The following is a 15464-nucleotide window of genomic DNA, read 5'->3' as shown; positions in this document are numbered from 1 at the left end:
TTTAATCAGTACTAATGAAAAACTGTTAAAACAAAAGTAACAAAATTGTTTAATTTAATCTTGGGTCAATGGGATAATTTGCCAATACTTGATATTCACCACCCATATTTTTCAAAATAATCCTCCATAATTCTTCTGGCGAAGAATGTAAAACACTTTCTAAATCAGTATTATCGTTGACAATCCAAGTATTGTCCTCTATTTCAGCCTCAAGTTGCCCCTCTGTCCAACCTGAATAACCTATAAAAAACCTAATATTATCTAAATCAATCAAAGATTGGTTTAGATAAGAAACAAGTTGATTGAAATCTCCACCCCACCAAAGGTTTTTACCTAATTCAATACTTCCGTCTAATAATTTTTCTCCATAATAAATAAAATGAAGTGTATTTTGCTCAACTGGTCCTCCTACGTACACATCACATTCCAAAAAACTAAGATCATCTACCAACTCTCCCAATTTTAGAATTGAAAGCTTATTTAAAACCAAGCCAAAAGCCCCACTTTCACTATTTTCGCAAAGCAATACAACTGACCTTACAAAATTTTCATCTTGTAAAAATGGCTTAGATATTAATAAATGACCTGATTTTGGATCAATTCTAGAATTTTCTTTCATAAAAAATACTTTTTAATAATCGATCGTTAATATATATCTAAATTTTTTAAATGCAATAAGAATGGTACTTTTATCAAGCAAATGAATAGAAAATATAACATATCAATAACACTTTCACAATTACCAAGTTAGTCAACATACAAGCTGATTTATATGAAAATCTCGGATATTAGAATAGATTATGCCCTCAAGTCTTTAGATGTTAAAGATGTGCAAAATATGCCTTTGGAACAATTTAGAATATGGTTTGAAGAAGCTTTGGAAGCAAAAGTTCTCGAAGTCAATGCGATGAATTTAGCTACTATACAAAAAGACGGAACCCCGAATTCTAGAATTGTTTTGCTTAAAGGAATTGAAGATGGACTAATTTTCTTTACAAATTATCAAAGTACGAAAGGAATTGAATTGGCTCAAAATCCAAATGTAGCAGTTACTTTTTTTTGGGCTGAGCTCGAAAGACAAGTTAGATTCTTGGGTAAAGTAGAAAAAATAAGCCCAAAAGATTCTGATGAATATTTTTACTCAAGACCTTTTTCTTCTCAAGTTGGCGCATGGGTTTCTCCTCAAAGCTCTGAAATAGCTGACCGGGATTTTTTAGAAAAGAAGGAAACCGAACTAGGCAATAATTTGAACCCTGAAACAATTAAAAGACCTGATCATTGGGGTGGATATAAAATAATTATTCATCAAGCAGAATTCTGGCAAGGAAGACCTAGTCGCTTGCATGACAGGATTCTCTATCGTTTGAGTGCTACTGGTGATTGGACCAAAGTAAGACTTGCACCATAAAAGCAAAAAATGGTTCTACCGCCCAGGTAGAACCATTTTTTATTGAAGATCAAATAAATCATTGACGCCCAACATTTTTATTTTCGTAAAACCTTCTCCATACTTGGTATTGATACTATGTCCAAATTCTCTTGCCCTTGCATCTATAAACCCAAGAAAATTCTCTGATGAAATAAAGCTTTGTGGTTCAATACTAGTAGGGTCATAAAATTGAGACTTGAATGCTTTTATACTAGCAAGTTTGACATCCCAAAAGTCTGTTATATCAACAACAAAATCAGGTTGAATATAATTATTTTGTATATAATGATAGATGTTTTTTGGTCTCCAAGGAGATTGATTCTCACCATCTAACTGTGTTTCTACACGTCTCAAGCCACTTATAAAACAAGAATTTAAGGCAAGACTGGCTCCTTTTCCATGATCAGGATGACGATCAGTAATTGCATTAGCAAGTACGATTTCAGGTTGATATTTTCTAATCATTTTTACCATCTCTAGTTGATGTTCGTGATCATCTAAAAAATAAATATCTTTGAATCCTAAATTCTCTCTTGCAGATAATTTCAAAATTGCTGCTGCTTCTAAAGCTTCTTGTGTTCTAATTTCTGGAGTGCCTCGTGTCCCCATCTCCCCTTTTGTGAGATCAATAATCCCAACTTTCTTTCCTTGAGCGATCTGACGTGCTATTGTTCCAGAACAAGCTAATTCTGCATCATCAGGATGTGCAGCAAAAACAAGTATATCTAATTTCATGACTCTAGTTTAAATTTCAATCTACAACAAACCAGAAAGGTAAAAAAGTTTATCTTATTCTTAAATTTTGTCCAACCCTAAGAATGCTTCTAGTGGTAAGGTTGTTCAAACGAGTCAAATTACTTACTCTAGTACCATATTTTCTTGCAATAATACTGAGATTCTCGCCACTTCTGACTCTATGATAAACGGATTTTTGTGCCTCAATAACATGATCAAAGCTTGCTGATGTTACTGCGTAAATATCTGAATGTAATCTACCAACACTGAAATCAAAAAGTTGTGTTGGATTGATAGACAAACCTTGATAGCGAACTTCAAAATGTAAATGTGGACCCGTACTTCTTCCTGTACTTCCACCCAAACCTAAAACATCTCCAGATTTTACTTCCTGACCAACTTCGACTAATATTTTGGACATATGTCCATAAAGCGTTTCTAAACCATTCTTATGTCTTACTACTACATAATAACCATAACCATTTCTATCATATGACTTTATCCTTACAATACCATCAAAGGTACTATAGATAGGATCTCCTGTATTTAACTTCAAATCAGTACCATGATGCCAACGATACCTTCTAAAACCAAACTCTGATGTAATTTTTGTTTGGTCTAGTGGCAAAGCCCATTTTGTCCCAAAAAATTGATCATAGAGTTTTACATAAACTGTATCTTTAAAACCCTTGGGATTAAAATCATAAATATTGATTTTTTGACTATCCCAAGAAGAATAATACTCAAAGGCCGTAATCCAAATGCTATCAATTTGTATTTGTTCAGATACTTTTACCAACTGATTTGTAGGAGCCCAAATCAAGGATAGCGTATCTTCTGAGACTATGCTGAGTCTTTTATTTAAATTCACATAATCCTTGTACAATAAAGAGTCTGTCTGACGAGTAATATTTTGAAGATACTTTTGAGAATCAAAAAGTCTTATATCTCTTAAAAGAGGATTATTTACAATTTGAGGCTGTTCTTTGGGCTTTTTAATAATTTTAGGAAAAATTTGGGCATGAGTTTTAAATAAACTCATACCCATTAAAATCAATAACAATAAGACACTTTTATAACTCATTACTTATTATTAAAACAACTACTCTAAGGAGGCTAAATATCTTTCGGCATCTAGGGCCGCCATACATCCAGTTCCCGCAGCAGTTACTGCTTGTCTATAAATATGATCTTGTGCATCTCCACAAGCAAAAACACCTTCAATATTAGTCTTAGTAGTTCCGGGGATAGTTTTGATATAACCAGAAGGATCCATATTAATAAAATCTTTAAAAATGGCAGTGTTTGGTTCATGACCAATAGCAACAAAAAAACCAGAAACTTTAATTTCAGAAACTTCCTTACTTACATTATTTATCAATCTAGCTCCTGTTACTTCATCATCACCGAGAATTTCCTCAGTCTCTGTATTCCAGAGAATTTCTATCTTAGGATTATTCATTACCCGCTTTTGCATGATTTGAGAAGCTCTCATTTCATTTTTTCGGACAATCATATATACCTTACTACAAATATTAGCTAAATAAGATGCTTCTTCACAAGCTGTATCTCCAGCACCTACTATCGCAACATCTTGACCTTTGAAGAAGAAACCATCACAAACTGCGCAAGCTGATACTCCTTTTCCGTTTAATCTCTCCTCGCTTTCTAATCCCAACCACTTAGCGGATGCTCCTGTAGAAATCAAAACTGTTTCGGCATGAATTTCTACTTGTTCATCTACAATGACTTTATGTGGCTTGGAGCTGAAGTCTACTTTCGTGACTAAACCATATCGAACTTTTGTTCCAAATCTTTCTGCCTGCTTTCTAAAATCTTCCATCATCTCAGGCCCCATAATTCCATTAGGATATCCAGGATAATTTTCCACATCAGTAGTGATCGTCAATTGTCCTCCTGGCTGTCCTCCCGTATATAAAATTGGGTTTAATCCTGCTCTAGCTGCATAAATAGCAGCGGTGTACCCTGCTGGGCCAGAACCTATAATAAGTACTTTTACTTTTTCAATATCAGTATTCATTGCTCTTTTTTTAAGGGTTGGCAAATTTTGTTAATTTAAATCTTACAACAAAATTAACATCTGTTAAAATTCCATAAATCATTGAGAAATTAACCTTTGTTTCTGCTCCTTTTACTTTTGAAAATTTGAGTTAAACATTAAGGTACTCTTTTATAATGTAGAAAGTTTTCATCTCAAAGATCAAGTAATTTTTCTGATCAAAGATTAGTGAAATATTTTTAAGTTATACTCTATTTTTTTGTCGAAAATTCTACATCCACTTGGACATAAAAAAAGGGGATAAAATCCCCTTTCAAATTTATTTACCAATAGGATAATTAACCTAAATACGGTTTTAAAGTTTTACTTCTTGAAGTATGTCTTAACCTCCTGATTGCCTTTTCTTTAATTTGTCTAACTCTTTCTCTAGTAAGGTTAAATTTCTCTCCAATTTCTTCAAGTGTCATGGCATGCTCTCCATTAAGACCGAAATAAAGTGTAATTACGTCAGCTTCTCTTTGAGTCAAAGTGGATAAGGCTCTTTGAACTTCTTTTCTCAAAGAATCATTCATCAATCCATCATCAGGCTTTTCTTCACCATCATTTTCTAAAACATCCAATAAGCTGTTTTCTTCTCCTTGAACGAAAGGTGCATCCATGGAGACATGTCTACCAGATATTTTCATAGTATCAACAACCTCACTTGCTGTTACCTCAAGTACTTCTGCAAGTTCCTCCGGAGAAGGTTCTCTTTCAAACTTTTGCTCTAGCTCACTGAAAGTTTTACTAATTTTATTTAAAGATCCTACTCTATTCAATGGTAGTCTTACAATTCTAGATTGTTCAGCAAGCGCTTGAAGTATAGATTGTCTAATCCACCATACAGCATAAGAAATAAACTTAAAACCTCTAGTTTCATCAAATCTTTGAGCTGCTTTAATCAAACCTAGGTTACCCTCGTTGATCAAATCACCCAAAGAAAGACCTTGGTTTTGATATTGTTTGGCTACAGATACCACGAACCTTAGGTTGGCTTTTGTTAACTTTTCTAACGCTAACTGATCACCTTCTCTGATTCTTTTGGCTAAAACCACTTCCTCATCTGCGGTAAGTAGATCAACTTTACCAATCTCTTGTAGATACTTATCTAAGGACTGACTTTCTCTGTTGGTTATCTGTTTGCTAATTTTTAGCTGCCTCATTCAAGAATATATTTAATTACAAATTTTGGACTCTGTTGTTAACAGAAATTTATACTATTAAGGTTCAAATTAATCAATTTGATTAAATAAACTTTAATCTTTGTTCTCTGTTTTTTCTGGTTTTGGAAGAAGTACTTTTCTTGAAAGCTTAAATTTACCTGTCTTTTTATCTACATCGATTAATTTAACCTGAATCTCTTCACCTGCTTCTAAAACTCCATCCATGGTTTCTAATCTTTCCCATTTGATTTCAGAAATATGAAGTAAACCATCCTTTCCAGGCATAAATTCAACGAATGCTCCAAAAGGCATTATATTCTTCACTTTTCCTGTGTATGTCTCACCTATCTCAGGTTGCGCTACAATTCCTTTAATTCTTGAAATTGCTGCGTTCATTGAAGTTTCATCACTTGAGAAAACATTGATTTTACCCATATTGTCTTTCTCTTCGATTACGATTGTGGCACCTGTGTCTTTTTGAATCTCTTGGATTACTTTTCCACCTGGTCCAATTACAGCTCCTATCAACTCTTTTGGAATTGTCATGATAAATGATCTCGGAGTATGTGGTTTCAAATCAGCTTTTGGAGCAGCAAGAGTTTTCGAAATTTCTTTCAAAATATGTAATCTACCTTCTTTTGCTTGGAAAAGAGCTTCTTTCAAGACATTGTAATCTAATCCTTCAACTTTTAGATCCATTTGGCAAGCGGTGATACCTTTTTCAGTACCTGTCACTTTGAAATCCATGTCTCCTAAATGATCCTCATCACCTAAAATATCAGATAAAATTGCATATTTCCCTGTTTTCGAATCAGAAATCATACCCATAGCAATCCCTGTAACGGCAGATTTGATAGGGATACCCGCATCCATTAATGCAAGTGACCCAGCACAAACTGTAGCCATAGATGAAGAACCATTAGATTCTAAAATATCTGAAACTATTCTAATTGTATAAGGATTTTGATCATCCGCTGGCAAAACTTTTTTCAACGCTCGCATAGCTAGGTTACCATGACCAACTTCTCTTCTACCTGGACCTCTATTTGGTTTTACCTCACCAGTTGAGAAACCAGGGAAATTGTAGTGTAAAAAGAATTTGTTGTAGCCTGAAATTACTGCTCCGTCCACCATTTGTTCGTCCATTTTTGTACCTAAAGTACAAGTAGTTACGGATTGCGTTTCACCTCTAGTAAAAACCGCAGAACCATGGGCAGAAGGAAGATAATCTACTACAGACCAGATTGGTCTAACTTCATCCAGTTTTCTACCGTCAAGTCTTTTCTTTTCATTAAGAGTAAGGTTTCTAGCAGCTTCTTTGTGGATTTTTGAAAAATATGGTCCAATCAAACTTGCTTCAAATTCATGTTCTTCTCCAAGACTCTCAACAAACTCTGTTTTTATTGCCTTAATCATTTCTGATCTCTCAGATTTATTAGCAATCATTTTGCTCACGGCATCATAACACTTCTGATAGAGATCAGCATGCATTTTTTCAAATAAAGCTGGATCAGATTTTTCGTGATTATATTCACGCTTTACTTCTTTCCCTACAGCAATTGTCAATTCTTTTTGAACTTGACAATGTCTTTTGATCTCTTCATGTGCCAACTGCATGGCCTCAACCATTTCATCTTCAGAGATTTCATCAGCCTCACCTTCTACCATAAGAATGTATTCTTCAGATCCAGCCACGATAAACTCAAGAGATGCTTGTGCTAATTGAGTTGGTGTTGGGTTGATGATAAGCTTACCATCTATTTTGGCAACTCTTACTTCCGATATTGGTCCGTTGAAGGGGATATCAGAAACAGCCAATGCAGCTGATGCTGCCAAACCTGCTAGACAATCTGGAAGCACATCTGCATCAGATGACATTAAGGTAATTGCAATCTGTGTATCAGCATGATAATCATCTGGAAAAATAGGTCTGATCGCTCTATCAACAATTCTACTGATCAAAATTTCATAATCAGAAAGTCTTCCTTCTCTTTTGAGAAAACCACCAGGGATTTTTCCTGATGCAGCAAATTTTTCTTGATAATCTACTGACATTGGAAGGAAATCTACTCCTTCTCCAGCCTCTTTTTTGGACATTGCGGTGGCCAATAGCATCGCGTTGCCCATTCTTACTACTACAGCTCCATCAGCTTGTTTAGCTAATGCACCCGTTTCAATGATGATTTCTCTACCGTCCTCTAGGGTGATAGTTTTAGAAATTACGTTTGGTAACATACAAATTTGTTAAGAATAAATCTTTAATAGTTATAAAAGTAAGGTTTAATATCTGGGGGAAAGCAAAAAAGTAAGGTTCTCAAATAGAGAACCTTACAGTAATTTTTATTTACGTATTCCTAGGTCAGCAAGAACAGCTCTATATCTTTCGATATCATTTTTGTAAAGATAGTTTAATAAACTTCTTCTCTTACCTACTAGTTTCAAAAGACCTAGTCTAGAAGAATGGTCTTTTTTGTTGGTTTTCAAATGGTCAGTTAAATGCTTAATTCTGAATGTGAATAAAGCGATCTGAGACTCTGGAGAACCAGTATCAGTCTCAGACTTTAACCTACCATGATTTTTAAACAACTCCGATTTTTTCTCTGTAGTTAAATACATGCTTAGTTAAATTTATTTTAAAACAGTCACAAATGTACAAGGTTTATTTTGATTTTAAAAGTGTCTTTTGGTTTTTGCTAAACTTTGTTTCCATCCACTGCTTCACCTTTTTATAGAAATCTGTGTAAACTTCCATTTCGAATAATCTAGCATCTTTTCTGGCTTGTTTTAGAAAAAATAGGCCAATAGGAATTAAAACCAAAATTGAAAACCACGTACCAAATAGAGTATTTGCCATACCTTCCTTACCCCATTTTTCACCTGTAATCGTAAGCATGTAATAGATTATAAAGAAAATAATAGATACTAGGACAGGCATTCCCAAACCTCCTTTTTTGATGATCGCTCCAAGTGGTGCACCTATCATAAACATTACTATACAAGCAAAAGCCGTTGTGTATTTTTGATACCATGCTATTTGATACCTTCGATATTCTCTTTCAACTTCATTTATCTCAAAAACCTTTCTATTGAATGCATTCTTAAGCGTTCTTGCATTATTTAACGCTACGGTAGCAGACCTTGATCTATAATTATTTTTCTCTATAATAGAGTCTATTCTCATCCTTTGTGATTCGGTAAATTCAGTTGGCTTTGATGGTAAATCTGATTTCGGTCTGATAGGCAGCTCTTTGGTTGCTATCTTCCTTGAATAAATAGAGTCTATTTCAAATTGCCTTCCTTGATTTATCGAGTCTGACTTTCTGTAAGAAGGATTCGCCTCTGCAATTTCATTAGCTAGATTATCATCAAAATTTGCACCCACATCAGTCAAAGGCATCAGAGTGGAGCTATCTAGTTTGATAGTATCAAAATTTAGATTACTACCATCTGAAATCGCCAATGCAATTTGCTCATCTGTAGTTTTTAAGGAATCATTTTTTTCGAATAATTTTTTCCTTTCGATTCGAACTGAATCATCATACTTCTTTTTCTTAATTACCTCTTCGGGGATTTCAAAATTTCTGTTTCTTGTATAAAAAGGATAAGAAGATTGTGAGGAAGCGAAATTTGTAAATATCATTCTATTAATTTCACTTGACATGGAATCTAATCCAACTTTAAGCTGACCTATATTTTTGATAGATCTATTATTTGACCATTGATCTTCAGAAGTACGATTCATTTGAAAAGACTCCAAATTGAAAATTATCTGATTTTCAGAAAATTTTGTCCTTGTAAAATCTTGCGGCTTATTGTAAGAAGCTCTTCTATCCCTAGACTCCTTATAACTGATTCCATTGTACAATGTCATACTCATATAAGACTCATTAAAAAATGGCTCCATTCTCCCCGAATCTGCAAGAATAACATTGACATTCCCCCGCCCTTCTGAATGATCATAAATGATAAGATCAACTAACCTGACCTCGTCTAATTTTTTATTTACTTTAATACTATATGTTGGAATACCGCTATAGAATACTCCTTCTTTTATATCCAAAGCAGGAGATTTCATCCGAATATCATAAAGCAAACTAAAAGTTTTTAAATTGACCTTAGGTACAAGATAATTATTAGATAAAAATGCTAAAAAAGATAAAATCACAACAAAAATCCCTATTGGCCTCAAAGCTCGAAGAAGAGAAATCCCACTACTTTTGATAGCCGTTAATTCAAAGTGCTCTCCTAAATTTCCGAAAGTCATTAAGGAAGAAAGCAAAACAGCCAGTGGCAAAGCCATAGGCGAAATACTGATCAAGAAATAACTAATCAATTCTAGGTAAACTACAAAATCTAATCCTTTGCCGAAAATCTCATCGAAATACCTCAGCATATTTACCGTCAGCAGAATAAAATCTACTACAATAAATGTCAACAAAAAGGGACCAATAAAGGACCCTAAAATTAATTTATCAAGTTTTTTCATGAAGAAGTAATCCCCTCTAACAAAACTATTACGTTAAGGCTTTTGAATAAGATGTCAAAAGTAAGAAATCCTAGGCAGATTATCCCCCTATTATTTCTTTTAGAGAAGCTATTAAACTACCCCAAATAGATTCTTGCTCTTCGTCATCATAAGCATCACTGTAATCTATTACTCTCAAAAACATCGTTTGGGTTAACTCATTTTCTTCAAGCTTAAACTCAATAAAAGAATGATCGGTTTCCTCTTCATCATTGGGATCATAAAAGTCAAATTTCACATGCATATTTGTTCTTAATGCTACGAGCTTCGCATGATGATCTTCTCCGTCATAGCTAAAGATGTAATTTTTATCCTCGTTGATTTTGACATCATCGGCAAACCACTCGGACAACCCACTTGCGGTACTCAAATAAGGAAATAAAATTTTCCTAGAAGTATTTATTTGATAGTCAGCAACAAACTTGTTCTTTACCATAGTTTTAAAATTTTGATTCGTAAAAAGTATGATTTTTTAAGCAATCACACTTGTTTTTAACAACTCAACCTAGCATATTTGCATTCCAATTCGGCGAGGTAGCTCAGATGGTTAGAGCGCAGGATTCATAACCCTGAGGTCGGCAGTTCGATCCTGCTCCTCGCTACAAGCCCCATTTTTGGGGCTTTTTTATTGCACAACCTCTAAGAGTTAGGATTCATATCCGCCGCGCTTGTGCGCCGTGGCGTAGCGGACACAGGTTTAACTCCTGTCCTCGCTACTTAAGCCCCTCTTTTGGGGCTTTTTTTGTTATTAAAGAAAAAACCAATTCTAAAAACCTGAAAAATCAGGCTTTTAAAGATTGGTTTTCTGTTCATTTGTAAGATACTAAATTTTATTAGATTCACATTCAATTGGAAATAAAAAAAGCCCTGAAAATTTCAGGGCTTTTTACATAAATAAGTTAGTGCGAACTTACTTAACTTTTTCAACTACAGCTTTGAATGCCTCAGGGTGATTCATGGCTAAGTCTGCAAGAACTTTTCTGTTCAATTCAACTTCACCTTTCTTCAATGCTCCCATTAATTGTGAATACGACATGCCATGTAATCTGGCACCGGCATTGATACGCTGAATCCATAAAGCTCTGAATTCTCTTTTCTTAGCTTTTCTGTCTCTGTAAGCGTACTGTAAACCTTTTTCGTACTTGTTTTTAGCTACTGTCCAAACGTTTTTACCTCTTCCGAAGTAACCTTTGGTTGCTTTTAATACTTTTTTTCTTCTTGCTCTTGACGCTACCGCGTTTACTGATCTAGGCATAGTAATAAATTTTTTGACTCTTGGTGGCTTTGCTTTCGCATTACACTTGTGACCAAAGCGTCTGGTGAATAATTAACCTTAATTGTTTTGTTGATCTCTGAATTAACCGATTCTCAACATTGCTTTAACTCTTCCTTCATCTGACTCGTGAACCATACCCATTTTAGTCAGATTTCTCTTTCTTTTGGTATCTTTCTTAGTCAAAATATGGCTTTTGTAAGCATGCTTTCTTCTGATCTTACCGGTTCCAGAAAGCTTGAACCTCTTTTTTGCACTTGATTTGGTTTTTACTTTTGGCATAACTGTATTTGTTTGTTGAAAATTATTTCTTTGTCGCTTTTGGAGCTAAAAAGAGAAACATTCTCTTTCCTTCCATTTTTGGCATTTGCTCAACTGCTCCATATTCTTCGAGTGCTTGCGCAAATTTCAACAAAAGCATTTCCCCTCTTTCTTTGAAGACAATCGTTCTACCTACGAAATGAACATAAGCTTTCACTTTTGAACCTTCTTTAAGGAAATTGATGGCATGCTTTAATTTGAAATTGAAATCGTGATCATCCGTGTTAGGTCCAAATCTGATTTCTTTCAGAACAGTCTTAGCTGCATTGGCTTTGATTTCCTTTTGCTTCTTTCTCTGCTCGTACTTGAATTTAGCGTAATCAATGATCTTACAAACCGGTGGACTCGCTGTCGGAGAAATCTCTACAAGGTCAAGTTCATTTGCTTCAGCAAGTTTAATTGCCTCAGATAATGATAGAACGGCATTGCCACCTTCTACAAAATCTCCTACGATTCTTACCTCACGCGCCCTGATCTTATCATTTATTTTATAAGGCTCTTCTTGTCTTGGTCTAAACGGTGCTCTTCCTCTCAAAATATTTATTTATGGTTTTGTTGATTAAATTGGCTGCAAATATCGAAATATTTTTGGGATTTAAAAAACCCCAATCTTTTTTAACTGAAATATTAATGTTGGATAGAAGTTGCTATGATATTTTTAAAATAGGCAGCAAATTCCTCTGGACTAAAACTTCCCAAATCTCCCTCACCATGCTTTCTCACTGAAAGCTTTCCTTCTTCCATTTCTTTCTCTCCTACGATCAACATAAATGGAATTTTCTTCATCTCTGCATCACGGATTTTTCTACCTATCTTTTCATCTCTATTGTCAATCGCACCAATGATATCATGATCTTCCAACATGCTTTTGACTTTTTCTGCATATTCCGTAAACTTCTCTGAAATAGGTAAAATAGTCATTTGCTCAGGAGAAAGCCATAATGGGAAATTCCCTGCACAATGCTCAATCAAAACAGCAACAAACCGCTCCAATGAACCAAATGGAGCTCTATGAATCATTACAGGTCTGTGTTTTTGATTGTCAGAACCTATATATTCCAACTCGAAGCGATTAGGTAATTGATAATCGACCTGAATCGTTCCCAATTGCCACTTTCTTCCCAAAGCATCTTTTACCATGAAATCCAATTTCGGACCATAGAAAGCCGCCTCACCTAATTCAGTGACTGTTTCTAAACCTTTTTCAGCTGCTGCTTCGATAATGGCTGCTTCAGCTTTGTCCCAAGCCTCATCGGTTCCTATGTATTTCTCAGCTTTTGCAGGATCTCTTAAAGAAATCTGAGCTGTATATTCTTCAAAACCTAAAGCTTTGAAAACATAAAGCACCAAATCAATCACTTTGATAAATTCTTCTTTCACCTGCTCTGGACGGCAGAAAATATGTGCATCATCTTGAGTAAATCCTCTTACTCTAGTCAATCCATGCAATTCTCCACTTTGCTCGTAACGGTAAACTGTTCCAAACTCAGCATACCTGATCGGAAGATCTTTGTAAGACCGTGGCTTATGCTTGTATATCTCACAGTGATGCGGACAGTTCATCGGTTTCAACAAGAACTCCTCCCCTTCGTTTGGAGTAGCTATGGGTTGAAATGAATCTTTCCCGTATTTTTCATAGTGTCCTGAAGTTTCATAAAGCGCCTTGTGACCAATATGCGGAGTCACCACTTGTTGATAACCGGATTTATCTTGAGCTCGCTTCATGAAATTCACCAAACGCTCTCTCAAAAGTGTTCCTTTTGGCAACCAAAGAGGAAGTCCCATTCCTACTTTTTCAGAGAAAGTGAAAAGCTCCAATTCTCTACCTAGTTTTCTATGATCTCTTCGCTTAGCTTCTTCAAGCATGTGAAGATATTCAGTCAGTTCTTTGGCTTTTGGGAAAGTTACTCCGTAAATCCGAGTAAGCATTTTTCGCTTTTCATCCCCTCTCCAGTAAGCACCGGCGATATTCAATAGCTTGATCGCTTTGATAAATCCTGTGTTTGGAATATGCGGTCCACGACATAGATCTACAAAATTACCTTGCTCGTAGAAAGTGATGGTACCATCATCCAGTCCTTGCAACAGGTCTAATTTATATTCATCATCTTTTTCTGTAAAATATGCTACAGCTTCAGACTTAGAAATCTCTTTTCTGATATATTCATTCTTTTCTCTAGCCAATTCAGTCATTTTGGCTTCGATTTTCTCCAATTCAGAACCTTCGAAAACTCTATCACCAAAATCTACATCATAGTAGAATCCTGTTTCGATAGAAGGACCGATTCCTAACTTCACACCTGGATAAAGTGCTTCTAAAGCCTCTGCCATCAAATGGGCAGATGAATGCCAAAAAGTGGATTTACCTTCCTTGTCATTCCAAGTTAATAATTGCACTGTGGAATCTGAATGGATTGGTCGGGTTGCGTCCCAAACTTCTCCGTTTACTTTTGCTGCCAATACATTTCTCGCTAAACCCTCGCTGATACTAAGTGCAATTTGTAGCCCTGAAACTCCTTTGTCATAATTCTTTACCGAACCATCTGGCAGGGTAATGTTGATTTTTTGATCAGACATTTATCTTTTAATCATTTAATGAAACATCGCATCTATACAAACAGATGCATTACAGCCTGCAAATATGCAAATTCATAGGCGGTTTAGAAAGACTGAACCTAAGAAGATCTTGTTATTTTTTTGTTTTCAGGATCATCAAGACATAATTCTCCGTTTCCTTTCCATAAAAAGCTGCTTCTATAAAATCCTTTCCTTTTCCTTCTTGGTAAGCTTTCCAATCTTCATCTGACATGGTTTGCTTCTTAGCCACTGCTTGATTGTATAAAGCTGGTCCTTGAAGTGCTATGGCTACTTCATTACTTTCTAATTGATAAACAGGTGGATAAAAATTAAAAGACTCGTCAATATCATTGATCAAGTAAAAATTTACCAAATCATGGGTTTTATTCTGCTTATCAAAAATTGAAACAATGCCCTTACCTTCTGTTTCCAATCTACTCAAAATGTATTTTGAATTTGAAAAACCAAAAGGAGAATAAGATGCCCCGCAGTTTTCTTGAAAATAATCCCAAAATACTTTTTCATCCATTTCCAATTCCTTTTCCTTCATTTTTTCATGATTCATTGCATCATTTCCAAAATCGAAAATTATTTGAGGCTGAAATTTATTTTGGTTAAAAGTATATAAGGTATCCAAATAAGTTCTAGAAAAATAAAATCCATTATTATTGGAGTAAAAGTTCACACGATCTCCCATTGACCTATAAAAAATATCTGGATGGGATGAAAAATAGCTTTTGAGAACTGAGCCTTTATGGTCAATCTCCGAAACTAGATTTTCTGCTTTTGCTCCACTATATACAAAGAAGTGTTTGGAATTAATATCATAATAAAAAGTCCTGCCCATAACTGGAATCTTGATTTCATGTATAAAACTTCCTTCAAGATCAAACTTGATGATTTTCCCTGGGTGTGCTAATAAGTAAATGGTGTCTTGTTCAATTTGAAGGTCTGCCACCTCGATGTACTTACCCAAACCATCCCCTCTATTTCTAATCCGTTTTAAAAAATTCCCCTGTCTATCAAAAATTTGAACACCCTTTCCAATGTAAGAATCAAATAAATAGATCTTGTCCTTGAATCCAATAAGCTTTTCAATTTCTCCTATTTGTGAATCGGGATTTTCATCTTCTTTTAAAAGTAAATACTCTATTTCCGGCTCAAAATAATCTGTCAACTTTCCATCTTTGACTGAATCCAAGTCAACCTTGATTGTAGTGATTCCATCTTTTTCGGTAACCGTTCCTGTTTCAGGTTGACTGTTACATCCAACGATAAATAGCAAAAAGATTCCAATGATTTTATTTCCCATATTCAAAACTAATGATTTAAACTAAAATCTAAATATGCTTTCAATTATATTTTTATCAAACAACTGTATA

The 15464-nt window shown here is 34.9% G+C and carries 15 protein-coding genes and 1 tRNA gene; 2 read left to right on the top strand and 14 right to left on the bottom strand.

What is annotated here, in order from left to right; all coding sequences use genetic code 11:
* Positions 1-49: 49 nt before the first annotated feature.
* Positions 50-619 carry a YqgE/AlgH family protein gene (locus BELBA_RS13440; protein WP_014773239.1) on the bottom strand — a complete coding sequence of 190 codons (570 nt, stop codon included), beginning with the start codon at positions 617-619 and terminating at the stop codon, positions 50-52.
* 153 nt (positions 620-772) lie between these two features.
* On the opposite strand from BELBA_RS13440, the gene pdxH reads away from it, so the two are divergent.
* Positions 773-1408, top strand: coding sequence for a pyridoxamine 5'-phosphate oxidase (gene pdxH / locus BELBA_RS13435; RefSeq protein ID WP_014773238.1), 636 nt, complete (start codon positions 773-775; stop codon positions 1406-1408).
* Positions 1409-1447: 39 nt separating this feature from the next.
* Here pdxH and bshB1 read toward each other — a convergent pair whose 3' ends face one another.
* The 8 genes from bshB1 to BELBA_RS13395 form a co-directional block, all read right to left on the bottom strand.
* A complete protein-coding gene (bshB1, locus tag BELBA_RS13430) occupies positions 1448-2164 on the bottom strand; it encodes a bacillithiol biosynthesis deacetylase BshB1 (protein WP_014773237.1) in 717 nt (238 codons plus the stop codon).
* A 49-nt stretch (positions 2165-2213) separates the two neighbouring features.
* Positions 2214-3206, bottom strand: a complete 993-nt coding sequence (locus BELBA_RS13425; RefSeq protein WP_245531071.1) for a M23 family metallopeptidase — start codon at positions 3204-3206, stop codon at positions 2214-2216.
* Between the two features lie 60 nt (positions 3207-3266).
* Complete coding sequence (trxB, locus tag BELBA_RS13420; protein ID WP_014773235.1) at positions 3267-4205, bottom strand: thioredoxin-disulfide reductase; 939 nt, start codon at positions 4203-4205, stop codon at positions 3267-3269.
* A gap of 317 nt (positions 4206-4522) precedes the next feature.
* A complete protein-coding gene (locus BELBA_RS13415) occupies positions 4523-5386 on the bottom strand; it encodes a sigma-70 family RNA polymerase sigma factor (RefSeq protein ID WP_014773234.1) in 864 nt (287 codons plus the stop codon).
* A 93-nt stretch (positions 5387-5479) separates the two neighbouring features.
* Positions 5480-7621, bottom strand: coding sequence for a polyribonucleotide nucleotidyltransferase (pnp, locus tag BELBA_RS13410; protein WP_014773233.1), 2142 nt, complete (start codon positions 7619-7621; stop codon positions 5480-5482).
* Positions 7622-7726: 105 nt separating this feature from the next.
* Positions 7727-8002 carry a 30S ribosomal protein S15 gene (gene rpsO, locus BELBA_RS13405; protein ID WP_014773232.1) on the bottom strand — a complete coding sequence of 92 codons (276 nt, stop codon included), beginning with the start codon at positions 8000-8002 and terminating at the stop codon, positions 7727-7729.
* A 43-nt stretch (positions 8003-8045) separates the two neighbouring features.
* Positions 8046-9872: an LptF/LptG family permease gene (locus BELBA_RS13400; RefSeq protein ID WP_014773231.1), complete on the bottom strand. Its 1827-nt coding sequence runs from the start codon at positions 9870-9872 to the stop codon at positions 8046-8048.
* Between the two features lie 79 nt (positions 9873-9951).
* Entirely contained in the window at positions 9952-10347 is a 396-nt protein-coding gene (locus BELBA_RS13395) for an START-like domain-containing protein (protein ID WP_014773230.1), read from the bottom strand.
* Positions 10348-10439: 92 nt separating this feature from the next.
* Between BELBA_RS13395 and BELBA_RS13390 the strand changes: the two genes are divergently transcribed.
* Positions 10440-10513, top strand: a tRNA-Met gene (locus tag BELBA_RS13390).
* Between the two features lie 308 nt (positions 10514-10821).
* On the opposite strand, the gene rplT is transcribed toward BELBA_RS13390, so the two are convergent.
* The 5 genes from rplT to BELBA_RS13365 all read right to left on the bottom strand — a co-directional run bounded on the left by rplT (position 10822) and on the right by BELBA_RS13365 (position 15394).
* Complete coding sequence (rplT, locus tag BELBA_RS13385) at positions 10822-11166, bottom strand: 50S ribosomal protein L20 (protein WP_014773229.1); 345 nt, start codon at positions 11164-11166, stop codon at positions 10822-10824.
* Between the two features lie 102 nt (positions 11167-11268).
* Positions 11269-11466: a 50S ribosomal protein L35 gene (rpmI, locus tag BELBA_RS13380; RefSeq protein WP_014773228.1), complete on the bottom strand. Its 198-nt coding sequence runs from the start codon at positions 11464-11466 to the stop codon at positions 11269-11271.
* Between the two features lie 22 nt (positions 11467-11488).
* Positions 11489-12040 carry a translation initiation factor IF-3 gene (gene infC / locus BELBA_RS13375; protein ID WP_014773227.1) on the bottom strand — a complete coding sequence of 184 codons (552 nt, stop codon included), beginning with the start codon at positions 12038-12040 and terminating at the stop codon, positions 11489-11491.
* Positions 12041-12132: 92 nt separating this feature from the next.
* On the bottom strand, positions 12133-14082 hold the full coding sequence (gene thrS / locus BELBA_RS13370) for a threonine--tRNA ligase (RefSeq protein ID WP_014773226.1): 1950 nt from the start codon (positions 14080-14082) through the stop codon (positions 12133-12135).
* A 112-nt stretch (positions 14083-14194) separates the two neighbouring features.
* Entirely contained in the window at positions 14195-15394 is a 1200-nt protein-coding gene (locus tag BELBA_RS13365; RefSeq protein WP_014773225.1) for a 6-bladed beta-propeller, read from the bottom strand.
* Positions 15395-15464 lie beyond the last annotated feature (70 nt).

Source organism: Belliella baltica DSM 15883, assembly GCF_000265405.1.
GTDB lineage: Bacteria > Bacteroidota > Bacteroidia > Cytophagales > Cyclobacteriaceae > Belliella > Belliella baltica.
Note: the sequence above shows the minus strand (reverse complement) of the source record. Positions and strands in the feature narration are given on the sequence as shown.

Bases quoted from the DNA above. Each gene is read 5' to 3' on its own strand.
- BELBA_RS13440 (WP_014773239.1), bottom strand. From the start codon at position 619: ATGAAAGAAAATTCTAGAATTGATCCAAAATCAGGTCATTTATTAATA.
- pdxH (WP_014773238.1), top strand. From the start codon at position 773: ATGAAAATCTCGGATATTAGAATAGATTATGCCCTCAAGTCTTTAGAT.
- bshB1 (WP_014773237.1), bottom strand. From the start codon at position 2,164: ATGAAATTAGATATACTTGTTTTTGCTGCACATCCTGATGATGCAGAA.
- BELBA_RS13425 (WP_245531071.1), bottom strand. From the start codon at position 3,206: ATGAGTTTATTTAAAACTCATGCCCAAATTTTTCCTAAAATTATTAAA.
- trxB (WP_014773235.1), bottom strand. From the start codon at position 4,205: ATGAATACTGATATTGAAAAAGTAAAAGTACTTATTATAGGTTCTGGC.
- BELBA_RS13415 (WP_014773234.1), bottom strand. From the start codon at position 5,386: ATGAGGCAGCTAAAAATTAGCAAACAGATAACCAACAGAGAAAGTCAG.
- pnp (WP_014773233.1), bottom strand. From the start codon at position 7,621: ATGTTACCAAACGTAATTTCTAAAACTATCACCCTAGAGGACGGTAGA.
- rpsO (WP_014773232.1), bottom strand. From the start codon at position 8,002: ATGTATTTAACTACAGAGAAAAAATCGGAGTTGTTTAAAAATCATGGT.
- BELBA_RS13400 (WP_014773231.1), bottom strand. From the start codon at position 9,872: ATGAAAAAACTTGATAAATTAATTTTAGGGTCCTTTATTGGTCCCTTT.
- BELBA_RS13395 (WP_014773230.1), bottom strand. From the start codon at position 10,347: ATGGTAAAGAACAAGTTTGTTGCTGACTATCAAATAAATACTTCTAGG.
- rplT (WP_014773229.1), bottom strand. From the start codon at position 11,166: ATGCCTAGATCAGTAAACGCGGTAGCGTCAAGAGCAAGAAGAAAAAAA.
- rpmI (WP_014773228.1), bottom strand. From the start codon at position 11,466: ATGCCAAAAGTAAAAACCAAATCAAGTGCAAAAAAGAGGTTCAAGCTT.
- thrS (WP_014773226.1), bottom strand. From the start codon at position 14,082: ATGTCTGATCAAAAAATCAACATTACCCTGCCAGATGGTTCGGTAAAG.
- BELBA_RS13365 (WP_014773225.1), bottom strand. From the start codon at position 15,394: ATGGGAAATAAAATCATTGGAATCTTTTTGCTATTTATCGTTGGATGT.